The organism is Methylotuvimicrobium buryatense 5G, assembly GCF_000341735.1.
Classification (GTDB): Bacteria; Pseudomonadota; Gammaproteobacteria; order Methylococcales; family Methylomonadaceae; genus Methylotuvimicrobium; species Methylotuvimicrobium buryatense.
This window is the reverse complement of the sequence record NZ_KB455575.1, coordinates 299,952-319,903: the sequence shown is the minus strand read 5'-3', so window position 1 is coordinate 319,903 and position 19,952 is coordinate 299,952. Positions and strand designations below refer to the sequence as shown.

General features: G+C 48.6%; 16 protein-coding genes. 14 read left to right on the top strand and 2 right to left on the bottom strand.

Going from position 1 to position 19,952, the window contains the following annotated elements; all coding sequences use genetic code 11:
• The first annotated feature begins 1,165 nt into the window (after positions 1-1,165).
• From METBU_RS0101475 to METBU_RS23065, 7 genes are all read left to right on the top strand, one after another.
• On the top strand, positions 1,166-2,584 hold the full coding sequence (locus tag METBU_RS0101475; protein ID WP_017838933.1) for an ATP-binding protein: 1,419 nt from the start codon (positions 1,166-1,168) through the stop codon (positions 2,582-2,584).
• Positions 2,562-3,110 (top strand): response regulator transcription factor, encoded by a 549-nt coding sequence (locus tag METBU_RS0101470; RefSeq protein ID WP_017838932.1) that lies wholly within the window; start codon positions 2,562-2,564, stop codon positions 3,108-3,110. The genes METBU_RS0101475 and METBU_RS0101470 overlap by 23 nt, the downstream gene beginning before the upstream one ends.
• Positions 3,111-3,711: 601 nt before the next feature.
• Positions 3,712-4,941: a nucleoside recognition domain-containing protein gene (locus tag METBU_RS0101460; RefSeq protein ID WP_017838930.1), complete on the top strand. Its 1,230-nt coding sequence runs from the start codon at positions 3,712-3,714 to the stop codon at positions 4,939-4,941.
• Positions 4,941-6,227: a tRNA (N(6)-L-threonylcarbamoyladenosine(37)-C(2))-methylthiotransferase MtaB gene (gene mtaB / locus METBU_RS0101455; RefSeq protein WP_017838929.1), complete on the top strand. Its 1,287-nt coding sequence runs from the start codon at positions 4,941-4,943 to the stop codon at positions 6,225-6,227. The genes METBU_RS0101460 and mtaB overlap by 1 nt, the downstream gene beginning before the upstream one ends.
• 588 nt (positions 6,228-6,815) lie before the next feature.
• On the top strand, positions 6,816-7,085 hold the full coding sequence (locus tag METBU_RS0101450; protein ID WP_017838928.1) for a hypothetical protein: 270 nt from the start codon (positions 6,816-6,818) through the stop codon (positions 7,083-7,085).
• A gap of 243 nt (positions 7,086-7,328) precedes the next feature.
• The gene (locus METBU_RS0101445) at positions 7,329-7,904 is read left to right on the top strand and encodes a hypothetical protein (protein WP_014148209.1); all 576 of its coding nucleotides are present in this window, start codon (positions 7,329-7,331) and stop codon (positions 7,902-7,904) included.
• 1 nt (position 7,905) lies between these two features.
• Positions 7,906-9,228, top strand: a complete 1,323-nt coding sequence (locus METBU_RS23065) for an erythromycin esterase family protein (protein WP_017838927.1) — start codon at positions 7,906-7,908, stop codon at positions 9,226-9,228.
• 566 nt (positions 9,229-9,794) lie between these two features.
• On the opposite strand, the gene METBU_RS0101435 is transcribed toward METBU_RS23065, so the two are convergent.
• Positions 9,795-10,760, bottom strand: coding sequence for an alpha/beta hydrolase (locus METBU_RS0101435; protein WP_328285798.1), 966 nt, complete (start codon positions 10,758-10,760; stop codon positions 9,795-9,797).
• A 160-nt stretch (positions 10,761-10,920) separates the two neighbouring features.
• Here METBU_RS0101435 and putA point away from each other — a divergent pair, with 160 nt between their 5' ends.
• The 5 genes from putA (at position 10,921) to grxC (ending at position 16,387) form a co-directional block, all read left to right on the top strand.
• A complete protein-coding gene (gene putA / locus METBU_RS0101430; RefSeq protein WP_017838925.1) occupies positions 10,921-14,031 on the top strand; it encodes a bifunctional proline dehydrogenase/L-glutamate gamma-semialdehyde dehydrogenase PutA in 3,111 nt (1,036 codons plus the stop codon).
• A 267-nt stretch (positions 14,032-14,298) separates the two neighbouring features.
• Entirely contained in the window at positions 14,299-14,496 is a 198-nt protein-coding gene (locus tag METBU_RS25630; protein WP_014148205.1) for a (2Fe-2S)-binding protein, read from the top strand.
• Positions 14,497-14,851: 355 nt separating this feature from the next.
• Entirely contained in the window at positions 14,852-15,316 is a 465-nt protein-coding gene (bfr, locus tag METBU_RS0101420) for a bacterioferritin (RefSeq protein ID WP_017838923.1), read from the top strand.
• A gap of 129 nt (positions 15,317-15,445) precedes the next feature.
• Complete coding sequence (locus METBU_RS0101415; protein ID WP_017838922.1) at positions 15,446-16,096, top strand: class II aldolase/adducin family protein; 651 nt, start codon at positions 15,446-15,448, stop codon at positions 16,094-16,096.
• 33 nt (positions 16,097-16,129) lie between these two features.
• Positions 16,130-16,387, top strand: a complete 258-nt coding sequence (grxC, locus tag METBU_RS0101410) for a glutaredoxin 3 (RefSeq protein ID WP_017838921.1) — start codon at positions 16,130-16,132, stop codon at positions 16,385-16,387.
• Positions 16,388-16,456: 69 nt separating this feature from the next.
• Here the strand turns inward: grxC and METBU_RS0101405 are convergent, their stop codons facing one another.
• On the bottom strand, positions 16,457-17,974 hold the full coding sequence (locus METBU_RS0101405; RefSeq protein WP_014148201.1) for a sodium-dependent transporter: 1,518 nt from the start codon (positions 17,972-17,974) through the stop codon (positions 16,457-16,459).
• 427 nt (positions 17,975-18,401) lie between these two features.
• Between METBU_RS0101405 and METBU_RS0101400 the strand changes: the two genes are divergently transcribed.
• Together METBU_RS0101400 and METBU_RS0101395 are read left to right on the top strand one after the other, a co-directional pair.
• The gene (locus tag METBU_RS0101400) at positions 18,402-18,821 is read left to right on the top strand and encodes a hypothetical protein (protein ID WP_014148200.1); all 420 of its coding nucleotides are present in this window, start codon (positions 18,402-18,404) and stop codon (positions 18,819-18,821) included.
• Positions 18,822-18,893: 72 nt separating this feature from the next.
• Positions 18,894-19,952 (top strand): PA0069 family radical SAM protein, encoded by a 1,059-nt coding sequence (locus tag METBU_RS0101395; protein WP_017838920.1) that lies wholly within the window; start codon positions 18,894-18,896, stop codon positions 19,950-19,952.

Below are 19,952 nucleotides of genomic sequence, written 5' to 3'. Positions count from 1 at the left end.
CCTCGGGCACTGCCGAAATTTGAAGTGCGAAAGTTATAGATAGCTTGGGGGCAGGTATTGATTTGCGCTGTTTAATTACTTATCAATAAAGATAGACCAAATATTACCGGTTGAATAAGAATTTATGCCGTATTTTACGATTCTTGAGACAGCTATACTTATCGTAGATCAAAATCGGCACAGGGGTATCCGTCAAAGGACGCCCTGAATACGTCCATGTAGGCTCTATGCCAGTTCCATGCTGGCAAAGCCCTTGTCGGACACCCCAGCGCCTCCTCAGACACTACCGAAATTTGAAGCGCGAAAGGTATACACCGCGGTCCTTGATAGGCACAACCCAAACCTTTTATTCTTAGACGGTTTTTTAATCAAAAGGGAGTAATATAAGCTTTCGACTATCTTAATTTAACGGCTATCCGATCGAATAGATTTGAAACTCCTCAATTCCCTGCATCCAAAAAAATTGTCGCTTTGGCTTCCCCTAACGTTCATGAAGGCCTGGCAATCAACCACCCCGGATGATGAAAGTTCTCGGGAGGTGAGGGTCATTACCATTAAGTTACCTGATTAGCAAGTTTCTTCAGCTAAAGCCCAAAAACCAGCATATCCCTAGCAGGACGGGGTTTGCAACCCCGTCCTAAACGTTTTGACTTTGGCCGAAGTTAGCCGAAATGTTTAGGGCAAACCGAAACGTTGGGGACGGGTTAAATAACCCGTCCCGCAGAAGTGGCTACGACTGGCCTCTGCTCGGACAATTGGCTTCAGCAAGCTGAAGCATCTTGCTAATCAGGTTAAGTTAAGTATTCTTCCACCTTGAAAAATGGGGATTGCGGGGGATTTATACTCATCGTAGATCAAAATTCGGCACCGGGGGCCCGTCAAAGGACGCCGTGAATACATCCATGTAGGCTCTATGCCAGCATCCATGCTGGCAAAGCCTTTGCCGAGCACCCTGGCGCCTCCTTAGGCACTGCCGAAATTTGAAGTACGAAAGGTATATTTAAAAACCTCTAGCCCTCTTCTTCAAAGAGGGGCTGAAAGTTTACAAAGCGTTAATTGCTCACCATGCCTTTAATTTCAAATTCAAATGTTTTCCGTCCTGGGCATTTTTTTAATTTAAACTCTATTTAGCCCCGGAAATTTAACTTAACCAATAAAGTATTTCATGTTTTCAGACTTACTACCAAAAACCGAGTTATCGACAAAACAAAATCTGAAATGGCTATTCATCTTGAGAAATCTGATGATTGCCAGTCAATCGGTGCTCATCCTAATATCCGTGCACGGACTAAACATCGTTCTGCCTCAGGAGCAGCTTTGGCTGGTCGTGCTTTCGATTGCATCGGTCAATCTCTATACTTGGATGCGCTTGAAAACCGACGATCCGGTAACCGAACTGGAAATTTTTTCTCATCTGGTCATCGACGTCTTGGGCATCGCAGCACTCCTCTATATGACGGGCGGCGCCTCCAATCCGATTATCTGGGTGTTTTTGTTGCCGTTGATCATTACTGCGATCATGCTGCCACCGTCTTATGCATGGTATATGGTGATTCTAACCACATCGACTTATACGGTATTGATCACTTACAACATCCCCTTGCCGGCCATAGAACCTCATATACCGACCACAACCCCCGAGTTGATGATGATCGAAAAAATGACTACTGCCTCGCCGCATTCGGACATGGATCATTTCGAAATGCTGCGCCAAATGCACGAAATAGGCGATAAACATTATTTCAATCTGCATATTTTCGGCATGTGGTTCGGTTTTGTATTTAGCGCCGGCTTAGTCGCTTTTTTTGTCGTGGAATTGGCAAAAACACTTAGGACTCAGGAACGATCGCTCGCCGAAGCACGTGAAAACGCCTTGCGGGATGAGCGGGTTGTCTCGCTTGGCACACTAGCGGCAAGTGCCGCTCACGACATCAGCACACCGCTGGCAACCATCGCGATCGTCGCCCATGAATTGGAAAACGAATACCCCGAGCACCGTTACCCAGATCTGCATGAAAAAGCTCAGATCATGACTCAGCAGATCAATCGTTGCAAACAAGCGTTGTCTGTCATGTCGGCCAGCGCAGGTGAAATGCGGGCGGAATCCGGTAAAATCATGCCGTTGACCGAATATATCGATGAAGTACTCAGCCAATGGCGCACGCACAGACCCGAAACCAAACTCAATTTGTTTATCAACCCTTTGGTACCGATGAATGCCGGCATCATTGCCGAACGAACATTGACTCATTCATTGATCAACATACTGAACAATGCCGCCGAAGCGACTCAAGACGATCTCGGTATCGAATTTCATGCTTCTTGGGATTTAGAGCAGGCCCACATAAAAATTCGCGACTTCGGCCCCGGCGTGCGTTCAGAAATTTTGGAACTGATCGGTAAACAACCGGTCATTAGCAATAAATCCGGCTTAGGTGTGGGGCTTTTTTTAACTTGCAGCACCATTCGCCGATTAGGCGGCAAAATAGAATTTACTAATTTAGAATCAGGTGGGGCCTGTGTGGAGATTACCCTGCCTTTAATCGCTTTGGAGGAAGCAAATGACATTACAGGAACCGGATAATCCCCGATTACTTTTAGTCGACGACGACGAAACTTTTTGCAAGGTGTTACAAGGTGCGTTGGAAAAACGTTCATTCGAAGTCCTAGTCGCTAACAACGTCGAAAACGGTATCAAGCTCGCCGAACAATTCGAGCCGGAATATGCTGTGATTGACTTACGCATCGGCCATCAGTCGGGGCTGGAATTGGTCAAGAAGCTAATGTCGCTCGACGATAACACACGGATCGTTATGTTAACCGGTTTCGCCAGTATCGCCACGGCGGTCGAAGCGATCAAGCTAGGCGCGATCCATTATTTGACGAAACCGGCCAATGCCGATGAAATCGTCGCCGCACTGAATAAAAACGAAGGCGACGCCTCGGTCAGCATCAATGAAAATCCGTTGTCGGTCAAACGATTGGAATGGGAGCATCTGCAAAAAGTGCTGATGCAACATGACGGCAATATATCGGCCGCGGCGCGCGCATTAAACATGCACCGCAGAACTTTACAACGTAAACTCGATAAGCGGCCCGTTAGAGATTAATATCGCCACTTTATTCCTAAGCCACCTCTTTCGCCAACAATTTCCAATTTGAGGATAAAAAAAGGGTGCGGGGTGCGCTTGGCGAATAAGCCGGCAGCAGGGCAGATTTTTGCTCCATGCAAAATCTGCATTCACGCCAAGCACACCCCAAACCCTTTTTGATGGCTATGTTCGCGTTAGCAGTTGAAACGGTTTTCCTTCCTACTAAATAAACCATTTAGGAACTAGTCAATGATTGCTTTCCAATACACTGAGCGTGGAAGAGGGTACGATTACTCGCTTGACAGGACGCCGTGAATACGTCCGTGTAGGCTTGACGGCGGCTTTCCCTACCGCCGACACCTGTCAATCGAGCAACCGTACCCTCCTTTCAACCATTAGCGTCATATTGAAAAAAGGAAAGTTATTCAGAGTTGTATCCTTGAGTTTCATGTTGGCTTTAAGTTCAAAAGTATCAACTATTAACGCGAACATAGCCTTTTTGATCCCCCAATTGGGAATTGCTGGTTGAACGCACCCTTCGCTTCATCGCTAGCCGGTACATGCTATACTTCGACAATTGTCATGTCCTCCGGACCTCGCGATAACTCCATCGCCGATCATGCTGAACATCATCTGGATTTTCTTTTTTTTGAGCGCCTTCATGACGGCCGTCATCAAACTGATCGTTTTGGGCGACCATCAGGTTTTCGAGCGCATCATGTCTTCGATGTTCGCGCTTTCTAAAACAGCTTTTGAAATATCGTTAGGTTTGACCGGCGTTTTGAGCTTATGGCTCGGTATCATGCGCATCGGCGAACGTAGCGGCTTCATACTTCTCTTAACGCGCGGCTTGACGCCGCTTTTCACGCGCCTGATGCCCGAAGTTCCGAAAAACCATCCGGCTTTGGGCGCAATGGTCATGAATATCGCCGCGAACATGCTCGGTCTCGACAATGCCGCTACACCGCTCGGCATCAAGGCAATGAAGGAACTGCAGACCTTGAATCCTAACCCGAATAGCGCGAGTAACGCACAAATTTTGTTCCTAGTCATTAACACTTCGGCGGTCACTTTGTTTCCGGTGACGATTTTCACGTACCGAGCGCAATTGGGTGCCGCTAATCCGACCGATGTCTTCATTCCTATACTGATTGCCACTTATTTTTCAACCGTGGCAGGCTTGATTGCTGTCGCGGCGGCTCAGAAAATCAACTTGTTCGATCGAGTCGTTGCATTATATCTGGGCGGTTTCAGTTTAATGATTGCTATCGTGGTCGGATATTTTTACCGGCTACCTAAGGAACAAATGCTCGAACAGTCCGCACTTATCAGCAACATCATTCTGTTCACGTTGGTCGTTGTGTTTATCAGCGGCGCCGTTTATCGACGCATCGACGCTTATGAAGCCTTCATCGAAGGCGCGAAGGAAGGCTTTCAGACCGCAATCGGCATTATTCCATACCTGGTCGCGATGCTGGTCGGCATTGGCGTGTTTCGCGCGAGCGGCGCGTTGGATTTGGTGGCTGAAGGGGTTAGAGCACTGGTCAAAATGCTGTCTTGGGACGACCGTTTCATCGACGCATTGCCGACCGCGTTGATCAAACCGTTCAGCGGCAGCGGCGCGCGGGCGATGATGATCGATACGATGCAAACGCTCGGCGCCGACTCATTCGCGGGGCGTCTGGCTTCTATCGTACAGGGCAGCACCGAAACGACCTTTTATGTTTTAGCCGTATATTTCGGCGCGGTCGGCATCAAAAATATTCGCCATGCGGCTGCTTGTGGGATAATAGCCGACTTTTTCGGCATCTTAGCTGCCATACTCATTACCTATTGGTTTTTTGGATAATGTACGTACATCTTAAAACATTGGGCTGCCGTCTCAATGAAGCCGAGCTCGAAACTTGGGCCCAGGCCTTTCAACAAAAAGGCCATCAAATCACGCGCCAGGCCGAGAACGCGAATCTGATCGTGATCAATTCATGCGCGGTCACGCAAGATGCGGCACGTAAATCGCGTCAATTAATTCGGCGCATACACAGGGCCAATCCGGCTGCCAAACTGGTCGTCAGCGGCTGTTACGCCACACTCAACCGCGAAGAAGCCGAGCAGTTGATGGGCGTCGATCTCGTCATCGGAAATCAAGACAAAGAAAGTCTGGTCGCCAAAACCCTGACCGAACTGAACATGGACAGCATGCCGGCCATGTCGACCGAACCCGGCGAAGTCTCATTATTCAGCCGCGGCCGTCAACGTGCGTTTATCAAAGTGCAAGACGGCTGCCGTTACCGTTGCACGTTTTGTATCGTGACGGTTGCTCGTGGCGAGGAAAAAAGCCGACCGATACGAGAAATCGTCGACGAAATCAATACGCTTTATAGTCAAGGCATCAATGAAGCCGTCATCACCGGCGTGCATCTCGGCGGTTACGGCTCCGATTCCGATCAAAGTCTGTCCGACTTGATCAAAGCGATTCTTAGCGATACCGAAATTCCGAGACTTAGGCTGGGTTCTCTGGAGCCTTGGGAGTTGCCGAACGATTTTGTCGAGCTTTTCGATAATCCTCGCCTGATGCCGCATCTGCATCTGCCGTTGCAAAGCGGTTCGGATTCGGTGCTGCGACGCATGGCCAGACGCTGCAAAACCGAAGAGTTCAATGAAATCGTGACCGGCTTGAGAACCGCGGTTCCGCACTTCAACATCACGACCGACATCATCGTCGGTTTCCCGGGCGAAACCGAGCAAGAATGGCATGAAAGCTTCGATTTCATCGAAAACACCGGTTTCGGGCATATTCATATTTTCGCCTATTCGCGACGCGAAGGTACGAAAGCCTCTACGCTACCGAATCAAATCCCGGAAGCGGTCAAGAAACAACGCAGTCGAGAGCTACATGAATTGACCGAAACAATGAAGCGGCAATTTCAATCGGAAAACATCGGGCGAACAACGCCGGTGCTCTGGGAAAGCCAAACCGAGCCCCTCGACAACGGTAAACATCGGATTTTCGGTTATACGCCGAATTATCTGCGCGTCGGCTGTGAGGTCGACGAACCAGAAGCGATAGAAAACCGAATTATCGATGCCAAGCTAATGGCGACCGATAACAATCATTTAGTTGCGACACTGGTTTAGGAAATTTCTTCAGCGTTAAACCTAACGTTCATGAAAGCCCGGCAATCACCCCGGCAAATGAAAGTACGAGACGTGGGGAGGGCGCGGTCACTCGCCCGACAGGACGCCGTGAATACGTCCATGTAGGCTCGATGGCGGCTATCCTGCCGCCAACGCCTGTCGATCGAGCAACCGCACCCTCTCCGGAACCGGCATTGCCAGAACAGAGATTTGTATATCGAAAAATTAGATAATGAATCCAAATTTACGAACTTTCACAGTAAAAAAGCATTTATACCCTTTGCTGGTCAAATTTCGGCGCCGGGGTGTCCGTCAAAGGACGCCGTGAATACGTCCATGTAGGCTCTGTGACAGCATCCCTGCTGTCAAAGCCTTTGCCGAACACCCCGGCACCTCCACGCGTCAATGCCGAAATTTGAAGTGCGATGGGTATATACCTTTCGCACCTTCTGGAAACAGCCCGTTTCTTCGACCGGATAGGAGTCAACAATACTTGAAACCCGATTCGACTTTATTCCATTCAGTCAATTGCTTTAGTCGTTCCGGTTGTTTATCTTAATCGACAACGAATCACTGGGAGCGGCAGCGATGATTAATACGAAAGACGACCCGATAAAAAAATTTTTGGAAAACACCCATGTCTTGACTGATTTTTGCAGCCAAAACGGGTGGATTATAAACGAATCGATACAGTATGAGGTTTTGGACCGGCAACCCGGCGAATTGTTGATTTATGTCACATTCCTTGAAAGCATCATGGAAGGTTCAGGATGCCAATGCGATCAAAAATCTTGCTATGGCCGTTTAAAACTGATATTGAACAACAAAGGCGAAATCGTCTCGGCTTGCACTGTTTAAAAAAATCGGCTACTCACTTAACGCGGGACAGTTTAAAGTTAATCCGTTTGTGGTGAGCCCTTCGGCTGCGCTCAGGAGAGCCCTGTCGAACCATAGGCGGATTAACCATCCACCCTACGACAAGCTCAGGGCGAACGGTTAATCCTTAGTACTTTTATCCCGTTTTAAGTGGGAAGCCAAAAAACATACGCTTTTCTAATTTTTTCACCCAACGCTTGATTACTTTTGCACACCGGCTTTTCTATGGCAAAACTTATAAAGAAAATCAGCAATTTATTCTTAGGCTTTTGGGTTTTTATTTATATTCTACTGGAAGAGCTGATCTGGGATACGATTGCTATTCCGGTTTTTAGGTTTGTCCATAGCCTGAAGGTTTTGCAACGAATAGAATCCTCGGTTGTCGACTTGAATCGCTACGCGCTTCTGTGCGTTTTTCTGTTTTTATTCATTCAGGTCGAGCTACTCGGCTTTATCGCAATCGGCTTGCTTGCCAAAGGTAGTCTAGCTTTTGGCATTACCCTTTATATCGGTAAAATTCCAATTGCTGCATTTACTTTCTGGCTTTTTCGCATTGCCAAAGCCAAGCTCTTAACATTTGTTTGGTTCAAGATATCCTATGAATTTTTAATGCGGATTATCGATTCAATCAAGGCAAGCGCGATGCATCAACGCATCGTTGGCCAAATCGTCAATTTGAAACAAAAATTTGAGAAACTATTACCGAAAAATTGGGTTCAAGCCCTTAAGAAATCATCGTTATTCTTATCGATAAACCGATTCCGACTTGCTTTCATTCGGCATCTCAAATCTCTTAGATAATATGAAAATCATCACGCATTTTTTGTTTTTTCCGGTCTTTTTATTGTTCTGCGTAACGCTCGCGCATGCCGAATCCGAGTCTTTGTCGGCTTATTTAGCGCCGAAAGCCATTACTCTCAAGCAAAATTCGGACCTCAACCGTTTAATCGAAACCGCCGGCGATAAAAAATTGGTCTTACTCGGCGAATCGACGCACGGTACGCATGAGTTCTACCATTGGCGCAGCGAAATTTCCAAGCGCTTGATTACCGAAAAAGGCTTTTCATTCATTGCCGTCGAAGGCGATTGGCCTTCGCTCTATCGACTCAACGACTATGTCAAAGGCCGATCCAAGCCGGGCACGACGGCTGTCGATGTGCTCAAAACCTTCGCCCGCTGGCCGCAATGGATGTGGGCGAACCGGGACATTGAGGCCTTGGCCGAATGGCTTCGCGAATTCAACAAAACCCGTCCGGAATCGGATAAAATCGGCTTGTTCGGCATGGATGTCTACGGGCAATGGGAAGCGATAGACGACCTACTAGCACTAACCGGCGCGTATTTTCCCGAGCAGCTTCCCGAAATCGAACGCCGGCTGAACTGTTTCAAGGAGTACGACCGTGATGAATGGATGTACGCGAGAGCCACGGCGCGAGGCGGTTTTTCATGCGAAAAAGAGTTGGCAGAAGTCCTTAAAATCATTCAAGATCTAAAGCCCGAAGCCGCTGATAACGACCCTAAAATCCGTTTTCGAGCCAGGCAAAAAGCCCTGGTCATCAAGAATGCCGAGGATTTTTTCCGCTTGGCGATCCGCGAAGGACCCGATGCCTGGAATAGCCGTGCCAAACACATGTGGGTATCGGTCGAGGGCTTGCTCGAACGTCATGGTCCCGAAGCAAAAGGCATCGTTTGGGCGCACAACACGCATGTCGGCGATGCCAGCAAAACCACGATGATTCTGCGAGAAACCTTGAATATCGGTCAATTGAGCCGGCAATCGCTCGGCGCGGAGCAGGTATATATCGTGGGTTTCGGAACCGATCAAGGCAAGGTAAATGCCGGGGCTAATTGGGGCGCGCCGATGTCGATCATGACCATACCCAAAGCGCAGCCAGGCAGCATCGAGGAAGTCTTGGCAAGGCTCGAACCGGAAGCGTTTTATTTGATGTTCGGCGACGAAGAACGGCGCCACGAAGCGCTCGGTCAACTGATTGGAAACCGTGCGATCGGGGTGATTTACGATCCAAGACGGGACTACGGCCAGTATGTCGGATCGCGCGTCGCGCGGCGTTACGACAGTTTTGTTTTCATCAAAAACACTCGGGAATTGACGCCGGTTCGATAGTTCCCCGGGCGTATAAACCTAAATTCGGCAGTTTAACCATGAAGTTCATGAAGTCTTTTAACGGCCTACTCTAAAATTTTAACAACCTTTTACTGCGAAAGCTCACAGATTCGGACTCCTTTTCTAATTTTTCGATATACGAAGCTCAGCAGAGAAAATGCCGGCTCCGAAGAGAGTGTGGTTGCTCGACCGACAGGCGTCGGCGGCAGGGAGCCGCCGTCGAACCTACATGGACGTATTCACGGCGCCCTGTCGGGCGAGTGACCGCACTCTCACCCACCCCTCGTACTTTCATTTGCAGGGCTACTGCCCATTGCCATTAAGTTAAGCCGTTCATGGTGAGCCTGTCGAACCATGGACGACTTAACTTATCGACCCAGGATTTTTCCATTCACCCTTCGACAGACTCAGGGCGAACGGAAAAATCCTTAACTTAATGGCAGTGAGAGCTACTGCCAGTCCTTCATAAGCATTTGGAGAGCAAAAATAATTTGCGTAGGCAAAATAAATCATTGATTTACCGTTTTTTTCTTCATGATCTTCATGGCAAAATACTTTTTCTAGGTTTATCTTTTCGCCAACATTCGCCAATCGCGCTGATCGGCTCCTGATGGCAAAGGCTTGTGCGATGCCTTGACCCATGCAGCGATATCCCGCCAAATCACTTTAGCTTGCAAATCGCGCAACAGCATGTGATAGCCGTTCTCGTAGAAAGCAACGGTTCTATCGGCGCCTTCGGTGTCGAGAAAATCCCGCAAAAAACGCAGCGTCGGCTGCTTTGGTATGACTTCGTCCTTTTCACCATACAGCATCAAAGTATCGACATGAATATTCTGAGCATTATTGAATGCCGAATCCATCAGATCGGTTAACCCATGAATCGTTTCGACGCGAGTTTCCTTAATCACCAGCGGATCTTTACCCAACTCCCGAAGCATTTCAATATTATCCGAGGCTTGTATTTTCAAACCCCGCCCGGTCAACGTCATCCAGGGCATCGTGTGGGACATAAACCACAACAAACTGCGTTGATACCACGGCATCGTTTCGCGAGACCAAACGGCAGGCGCCGATAAAATTAAACCACTAACCGGCGTCGCCTTCTCGCGGGACATAGCCGCGATGATGACGGCTCCTCCCATGCTTTCGCCCAAAAGATAAACCGGCAGCCCCGGATGCTTGCTTTTTATCAGTCTGACAAACAAATCCAGATCCTCAGTATACGCATCGATACCGCTCCACAAGCCCCGACGCGGGCTTTGACCGAAACCGCGTTGATCGTAGGCATAACTGGCGATTCCTTTTTGTTTTAGAAATGCCCCAGGCTCCTCGAAAAAGCGGCTGTAATCGTTGAAACCGTGTAAAGCGATCAATACAGCCTTCGTTTGGCCCGGTTCCGGCAGCCATTTTCTGACCGGCAACCAGGAGCCGTCCGGTGTGATATAGCGATCTTCCAGCAATAGCGCTTCTATGACGGGTTGACCTGGCTTATAAACGGCCGGCGCGCACCCGACGAGCCAACTTAAAAGCACAACAAACAAAATTCTCGAAAATCTAATCATCAATACAACAGTTATTTGTGGACAAACATTTTTTGGAGTATAAAAAATACCAAGGATTCAACTTAATATGTTATCGGCAGATCTTTTTCTTAAAATAGTTAATTCGTTCGCACAATAACGTAAACTTTCTATGGTTAGTCTTTCTTTATCAACCTTGCGCAAAGCTATCGATCAAGCCTACTTGAACGATGAAACTGCTAGCGTAATCGAATTAATGGTTGGCTTGACCGATTATAATCCCGCCGAAGCCGAAGCGCTGGCTCGTATACTGGTTGAACAGATCCGGGCCGATAAAGACAAGCAATCCGTTGTCGATGCCTTTATGCATGAATACCGGCTCAATAGCGAAGAAGGCGTGGTATTGATGAGCATTGCCGAAGCCCTATTACGCATACCGGATAGCGCGACACAAGACCGTTTTCTCGCCGATAAATTATCTTCGGCCGATTGGCAAACGCATCTCCATCATAGCGACTCGATGCTGGTTAACTTATCGACCGGCGCTTTACTAGTGACCGGTTTATTCGAACGCTATATCAAGGCTGACGAGGCACAAGTATTCGAGTATTTGCTCGGGCGTTTAGGTCAACCTGTCATCCGTCTGGCGTTGCAAAAAGCAATGCATTTTTTAGGCTCGCAATTCGTCATGGCTGAAACGATTTTCGAGGCGCTGCATGCCAGCCAAAAGTATCCCGAATACCGTTATTCCTTCGATATGCTCGGCGAAGCGGCGGTCACCGTCTCGGACGCGGAGCGTTATTTCTCGGCCTATCTCGATGCGATCCGGCAACTGTCTCAAGAATCCGACGGTGAATCGTTGTTCGAAAAACCGGGCGTTTCGGTCAAACTATCGGCACTTTGTCCCCGCTATGAAGCGTTGCAACACCAACGGGCTACCCCGGAATTGACTGCAAAACTACTCACGTTGGCTCAATACGCGCGGCAAGGCGGATTAACATTGACGATCGATGCCGAAGAATCGGAACGCTTGAGTCTATCGCTGACGATTTTCGAGGCGGTCTTCACTCATCCGAGTTTAAAAGGATGGCCTGGACTAGGCCTTGCGGTACAAGCCTATCAAAAACGGGCTCCGCATGTCATCGCTTGGCTTTCGGCTCTGGCCAAAACAGAGCATAAGAAGATTCCGGTCCGATTAGTCAAAGGCGCGTACTGGGACACAGAAATTAAACGCGCTCAGGAATTAGGACTCTCCGCTTATCCTGTGTTCACGCGAAAATCGGCGACCGACATTTCTTATCTGGCTTGCGCAACGCGATTATTGATAGAACCCGACATATTTTATCCACAATTCGCGACACATAATGCCCATACCGTCGCCGCGATCAGGCAAATGGCTGGCAATCGTAAAGATTACGAATTTCAGCGCCTGCACGGCATGGGCGAAGCGCTTTATCAAAATTTGGCGACGCACCCGAATTGGTCTATTCCGTGCCGGATTTATGCGCCGATCGGCCATTATCAAGAACTATTGCCTTATCTGGTTAGGCGTTTGCTGGAAAACGGCGCGAATACCTCTTTCGTCAATCAAATCGAAAACCCCGATATCGACATTGAACGCATCGTGCAAAATCCAGTCACTTTCTGGCTTGGACTCAATGATTTCGAGAAAACCAGCGTACCGCTGCCGGTCGATCTATTCGGTAAGGAAAGGCGCAATTCGGAAGGCTTCAATCTGGCCGATACCGAACAGTTGTACTCGTTGCAAAAAAGTCTCGACGAATTATCCGGCCTCTCTCATCATGCCGGCCCGTTGATTAACGGAAAATGTCTGTCGGGTAGCGAACGGGTTATCGTAAATCCCGCCAATCATTCGCATAAAGTCGGTACCGTTGCATTTTGCGGTGCCGATACCGTTGCCGACGCTCTCGACACAGCTTCAGAGGCTTTTGATGCATGGCGTTCGACTAACGTGCAAAAACGAGCGCGCTATCTTAACAATGCTGCCGATTTGTTGGAGTATAACCGTACCGAACTGGTCTCTTTATGCGTCAGCGAAGGCAGCAGAACAATCAAAGACGCTTTGGCCGACGTCAGAGAAGCGGTCGATTTTTGCCGCTACTATGCCGCACGCACCCTTGAGTTGTTCGACCGACCGATGGCTTTACCCGGGCCATGCGGCGAGGATAATTTTTTGGCTTATTACGGCCGCGGCGTATTTTTATGCATCAGCCCGTGGAATTTTCCGATTGCCATTTTTACCGGCCAAATCGCAGCGGCGCTAGCGGCCGGCAATACGGTCGTGGCTAAACCGGCCGAAGCGACTTCGCTCACCGCGGCAGCATGCGTCAAACTTCTGCATCAAGCCGGCATTCCGGGCCCGGTATTGAATTTCGTGCCGGGCATCGGTTCTGAAATAGGGCCCCTGTTACTTCGGGATCCGCGTATTGCCGGCGTCGCGTTTACCGGTTCTACCGAAACGGCGCGTTCGATCAATCGACAGCTCGCCGAACACGCCGATATCGTGCCGTTGATCGCCGAGACCGGCGGTCAAAATGCGATGATCGCCGACACGTCGGCACATAAGGAACAACTGGTACTGGATGCGGTGCAATCCGCTTTCAACAGCGCCGGCCAGCGATGCTCGGCCTTGCGTGTATTATTCTTGCCCCACGAAACCGCCGATAAAGTCATCGAACTTCTGATCGGCGCGATGCAGCAGTTGACGATCGGCGATCCGGGCCATTATGCAACCGATATCGGCCCGGTCATCGACCGAAAGGCCTTAGACAAATTAAATACGCATGTTGAAGCCATGCGTCAACATGCCGGCATTTTATTTCAATCGCCGTTACCGCACGAATTGCCGGATGGGACTTATTTTCCCCCAACATTGATCGAAATCGACTCGCTTGCGCAACTGACCGAAGAAGTGTTCGGCCCGATACTGCACATCGTCCGCTATTCTAGCAATACCCTTGAGCAAGTAATCGACGACATCAATGCCACCGGTTACGGCTTGACGCTGGGCATTCACAGCCGAATCAACGCAACGGCACGCAAGATTCAACAACAAGCCAAAGTCGGTAATCTCTATATCAACCGCAACATGATCGGCGCGACGGTAGGCGTACAACCCTTCGGAGGCATGGGCCTGTCCGGAACCGGCCCGAAAGCCGGCGGACCCGATTATCTAAAACGCTTTTCAGTCGAACAAACCGTCACAATCAATACCGCCGCAATCGGCGGCAATGCCAGTCTACTGAACCAAGACTTACGCTAAACACCAAATAGCCACCTTACACCTTACACCTTTCCTCTTTCCTCTTTCCTCTTTCCTCTTTCCTCTTTCCTCTTTCCTCTTTCACCTTTAACCTTTAACCTTTAACCTTTAACCTTTAACCTTTAACCTTTAACCTTTAACCTTTAACCTTTAACCTTTCCCCTAACCTTCGATTTGCGATCAATTACTCAAATCCAAAAAAACCGCTTTACATTCTAATGAGAATTGTTATTATTTACATAACCAACATTTATTGGAGCATGACTTATGTATGTTTGTGTCTGTAAGGCGGTTACCGATAAGCAAATCAAATCCGCTATTGAAAACGGCCACTGTTCACGCAAACACCTGAATCAGTGTCTAGGCGTCGGCAGTGTATGCGGCAAATGCAGCCGCCACGTCAAACAAATTCTCGACGAAAGCCATGCCGAACAACAGTTGATGCCGCAAGCTGCTTTCGCCTGATCGATTACTTGCTGTTACCGGGCAAACCGATGCTTGACCTCCATCGGTTTGCCCGTTTTTTGCTTTCATCGTTCCCAGGCTCTGCGCCAGTGCCATTAAGTTAAGGGTAACCGTCATTCCGCCATGGACTGGCGGAATCCAGTGCCATGGATGGCAAGCTTTTAAGGTACATTAGAGCCTAAATGCAAGAATTACTTATTTTTATGACAGCTTAACTTAATGGCAGTGATGCAGAGTAAGGGAACCATTCAGGGAAGTCATTTTATGCTTGCCCCTTAATTTCCTTGAAGCCTTGAGCCAATCGCGCTACTCTTTTCCGAACATCAACCATCTCATTATCATTATCGGAGCCGCCATGAAAGGAGACACAAAAGTCATCGAATACCTCAACCAAGTTTTGGAAAACGAACTAACCGCAATCAATCAATATTTTTTGCATGCCAGGATGTATAAAAACTGGGGTTTTGCCAAACTCAACGAGAAGGAATATCACGAATCGATCGATGAAATGAAGCACGCCGATCTAGTGATCGAAAGAATACTGTTTCTCGAAGGCCTTCCGAATCTTCAAAACCTCGGTAAATTATTGGTCGGTGAAAACCCGGAGGAAATGCTGGCTTGCGATTTAAAACTCGAACAACAAGCGGTTCCGGTACTCAGAGAAGCGATCGCTTATTGCGAAACGGTACAAGACTTTGTCTCCAGAGAAATTTTTGAGCATATTCTCGACAGCGAGGAAGATCATATCGATTGGTTGGAAACGCAATTGGAATTGATCGGAAAAATCGGCCTGCAAAATTATTTGCAATCTCAAATGTAACGCTACCGGCGCTGTTTCGGCAGCGCCTTTGCATTCAAACGATTTCTGTTTTTTCAGTCCAGGACTCTATATTGGCTACTGAGTCGACTCTGCACCAGGCCTTCCCTAGTTAAGCCCGCCCTCATTTATATGCAAGAACAAGAAGGCGTCATTAAATTCCGCTTCGATCATCAAAACCGGCCTATCGATCAAGCGATTTCCTTAAGCTCGCTCAACGCATGGCGTTCGATCTTATTCAAGCTTGGCTTGATTGGCAAAGATCCCGCACGTTACGGTGGGCTCGGATACGGCAACATCAGCTTGAAGCCTGACCTCAATAGCAATAAGTTTATTATCAGCGGAACGCAAACCGGTCACATCGAAGAATTGAGCCGCGAGCATTACTGCGAAGTGTCGAATATCGATATCGAGCGCTATTTTCTACAATCTAAAGGTTTGACCAAGCCGTCTTCGGAAGCGATTACTCATGCCTGCGTTTATAGTCAAGACGTCTCGATTCGTTCGGTCATTCATATTCATAGCCCCGAAATTTGGCAAAAAACCGCCGAACTCGCCCTCCCCCATACGCCGGCCGATGCCGCTTACGGAACTCCGCAAATGGCTCGAGCCGTTGCCGAGCTCTTTCAATCCGGACGACTCGACGATAGGCCGGTATTCAGTATGCTCGGCCACCAAGACGGCATCGTCGCCTTCGGCGATTCGATCGAACACGCGGCATGGCTGTTGATAAAAGCGCTGGGCGATGCATTACGCATTGAAGACATGATCGATAAACAGTAGAATATCTAGGCTATATTAGAAACTATTAATATTATGTCGAATATCATTATTTATACCTCTACTTTCTGCCCTTACTGCACAATGGCCAAGCGCCTGCTCGATAAAAAGGGCGCTGTTTACAGTGAAATCAATGTCGATGCCGAACCCGGCTTGCGACAGGAAATGGTGCTTAAAACCAAGCGCAGAACGGTGCCGCAAATCTATATCGGCGATTTCCATGTCGGCGGTTTCGACGATTTGTATGCGCTGGAGCAACAAAGCCGATTGGACTCGTTGCTGGCGGCCTCATAAACAAGTACCAGCCAAAAATTTCACTTTTCATCGATTTGAGCGGCAATAGCTTCGATGACCAAGGCGTGGCTATGAAACATCTATTTTGCTCTTGACCGATCGCCCCGGTTTACTTGGGCGATCGCTTCGCCAAGGTCTGCCTGCAACGATAAAGGCCGCAATCAAAGTCAGAATCAACCAATCCCTTCCGATCAGAATTAAGGCCGCCCAACTGTAACCGCCGTAGGGCCTTTGCAGTTCGTTGTAAATGTCGCCGAAAAAGATGATGCCGAGCATCAACGGAACGAATACTTTGATTAACAATATCCAGCCCATTCCTAATTTCAAACTGGATATCCGGTTGATATGCTGACGCAGCTTGAACAAATCGAACGCCCAACCGATCACGATGCATTCCAAAATACCTACTGTCACCAATCCGTAATGCGTGATAAATCGGTCGACGATATCCAGCCAAAGTAAACCGCTTTGCGTCGTGAAGACGATGCCGCCGAGACAACCGAATACGCTAACGAAGGTCACCAGCAACTTACGATCGAAGTTGAATTTATCGATCACCGCCGAAACGAAAGCCTCGACGATCGATACCGCCGATGATAATCCGGCGACTGTCAAACTCAAGAAAAATAACGCACCGAACAGATTACCGCCCGGCATTAGACCGATGGCTTTCGGATAAGCGACAAACGCCAAACCGATGCTTTGCGTCACAACATCGGCAATTTCCTTGCCTTCACTTTGCGCCATGAAGCCTAACACAGCGAACACGCCGAAACCGGTCAGCAACGAATACGCGCTATTGATCAATGCAATCAAAACCGCATTTCGAGTGATGTCGGTTTTGTCCGGCAAATAACTGGCATAAGCGATCATGATTCCGAAACCGAGGCTCAGCGTGAAAAAAATCTGGCTGTAGGCATCGATCCAGACTTGCGGATCGTTGAGCTTGGCAAAATCCGGCGTGATATACACTTGAATGCCGTGCCACGCCCCATCCAATTGAAGAGACCAAGCCACTAAGACAACGGTCAGTAACAACAAAACAGGCATCATGATTTTATTGGCCAGTTCGATGCCTTTTTGGATACCGCGATAGACCACTAACCAAATCGCGAGCCATGTAAGGATAAGACCGAATAAGATAGGCGTTCGAATTTCGCCTAATCGAAAAGGACTATCGCTTACTCGTAAAAAATGCTTGAAAAAATAGGCGTTAGGATCGTCTCCCCAAGCCAGATTAAACGACAGTGCGAAGTAATTCAAACACCACGAGATAATCGCCGAATAGTATAATTCGATGCCGAACATGACGAAAATCACCGACCACCAACCGAGCCATTCCCAGCGTGGGCTTATTTTATGATAAGCCAGCGGCGCGGAACCGACGCGTTCATGACCGATGCCGTTTTCCAGTATCAACAGCGGAATGCCGGCCGTTAGTAACGCCGTCAAATAAGGAATCAGGAAAGCCCCGCCACCGTGCTGGTAAGCCAGATAACTAAACCGCCAGATATTACCCAATCCGATCGCCGAGCCGACCGCAGCCATCAAAAAACCAAGCTGCGAGTTCCACCTTTCACGCGCCATGATTGCCTCCTATACCCCGTAGATCAAAATTCGGCACCGGGGTGTCCGTCAAAGGACGCCGTGAATACATTCCTGTAGGCTCTATGCCAGCTCCATCCTGGCAAAGCCTTTGTCGCCCACCCCGGTGCCTCCTCAAGCACTGCCGAAATTTGAAGTGCGAAAGGTATAAATTAACGATCGAATCACTCTCTCGATTACGAGTTTAGCATTTTTAATCCCCCGACTAACGATGCGCGTAAATGATTAAACCGGACAGTTCTTAACACGGGCATTATTATCGCTAGCGATTCGCGGACTTTTATGTCAGGATTTATCAGCGTTCCATTTAAACTTGGCGCATTTTAGAATTGGCTATGCTTTGTTCGAGGAATGTTTCCAGTTTTGAATGTGAACACCAAAAATAATCACAAAACCGAGGAAAATCCCGATGAAAAAAATAATCAGTTTAGCTTCAATCATTGCATTATCCGCATTAACCCAAGTATCCGTTGCAGCGGAAGACACTCCTGCAAAACCGAAACATGAAATGAAAATGGATCATGACATGGGCGGCAAAGGGAAAATGGGAGATATGGGCCAAGGAAAGATGCAAGGCAAGGGTGAGGGAAAAATGGGAGGAATGGGCGGCATGGGTGACATGGGCGGTATGGATCATGAAAAAATGCGAGAGCATTTAAAAATGAAACAAGAATACCAACTGAAACTGCATGCGCTAACGAATAAAATTCTGGCCGAGAAAGACCCTGCGAAACAACAAGCGCTCAAAGACGAACAATTAAAACTAATGGAACAACATCACATGCAAATGATGAAAATGCATAAAATGATGAAAGGCCATAAAATGTAAAACCGATCTCAAGATCGTTTTCAAGTCGCGGCCGGCATGGCCGCGATTTCAAACTAAAGCCCAACTCGATTAATGATTTCCAACCCTCCGCATAAAGGCCGAGGCGCGACCGGTAACCCTAACGGCCGTTATAACCTAGAAAGCCGTGAGGCGTTTGACGACGGCTGGGATTATTTCGACGACGAAACCCCGCTACGCACCGAAGTTTCTCTGGAAAATGCACGAACGATCATCAGCCGGAACCAGTCGCCCGACATCCCCTTCGAACAATCGCTCAACCCGTATCGAGGCTGCGAACACGGCTGCATTTACTGTTTCGCACACCCGACTCATGCTTATTTAGGCTTGTCGCCTGGACTGGATTTCGAAACCAAACTCACGGCAAAACCCGAAGCCGCAGAATTACTGCGCAAAGCACTTCAAAGCCGCAAATACCGCTGTACGCCGATTGCACTAGGCGCCAACACCGACCCCTATCAACCCATCGAACGCCGATACCGTATCACCCGGGAAATACTCGAAGTACTGAGCGAATTTCGCCATCCCTGCACGATTACGACCAAATCAGCCATGGTTGAACGCGACATTGATTTATTGGCGCCGATGGCCGAAAGCAATTTAGTTCAGGTTAATCTTTCGCTCACCACATTAAAGCCCGAACTTTCCCGAACACTGGAACCTCGCGCAAGCTCGCCGCAGCGCCGACTGCAAACCATTGCACGACTGCATGAGAATAAAATACCGGTCAATGTCATGGTCGCCCCGGTGATTCCGGTACTCACCGATTCGGAACTGGAAAGCATTCTCAAAGCAGCATCCGAAACCGGTGCGCAATCCGCCGAATATATCCTGATCCGGCTACCGCTTGAAGTATCGGAATTATTCGAAGAATGGCTGAATACGCACGTTCCAAATCAAGCCAAGCATGTACTCAATCGTATTCGAGACTGCCGAAGCGGGCGCGCTAATGATCCGCGTTTCGGTACCCGGCTACGCGGAGAGGGCGTCTATGCCGATCTGATAGCGCAACGCTTTCGTATTGCTACGCGCCGGCTCGGACTCGATACCGGCATGCCGGCACTCGATTGTTCCCGTTTTAAATCCGGCCCGATTCAAATGGATTTATTCTGA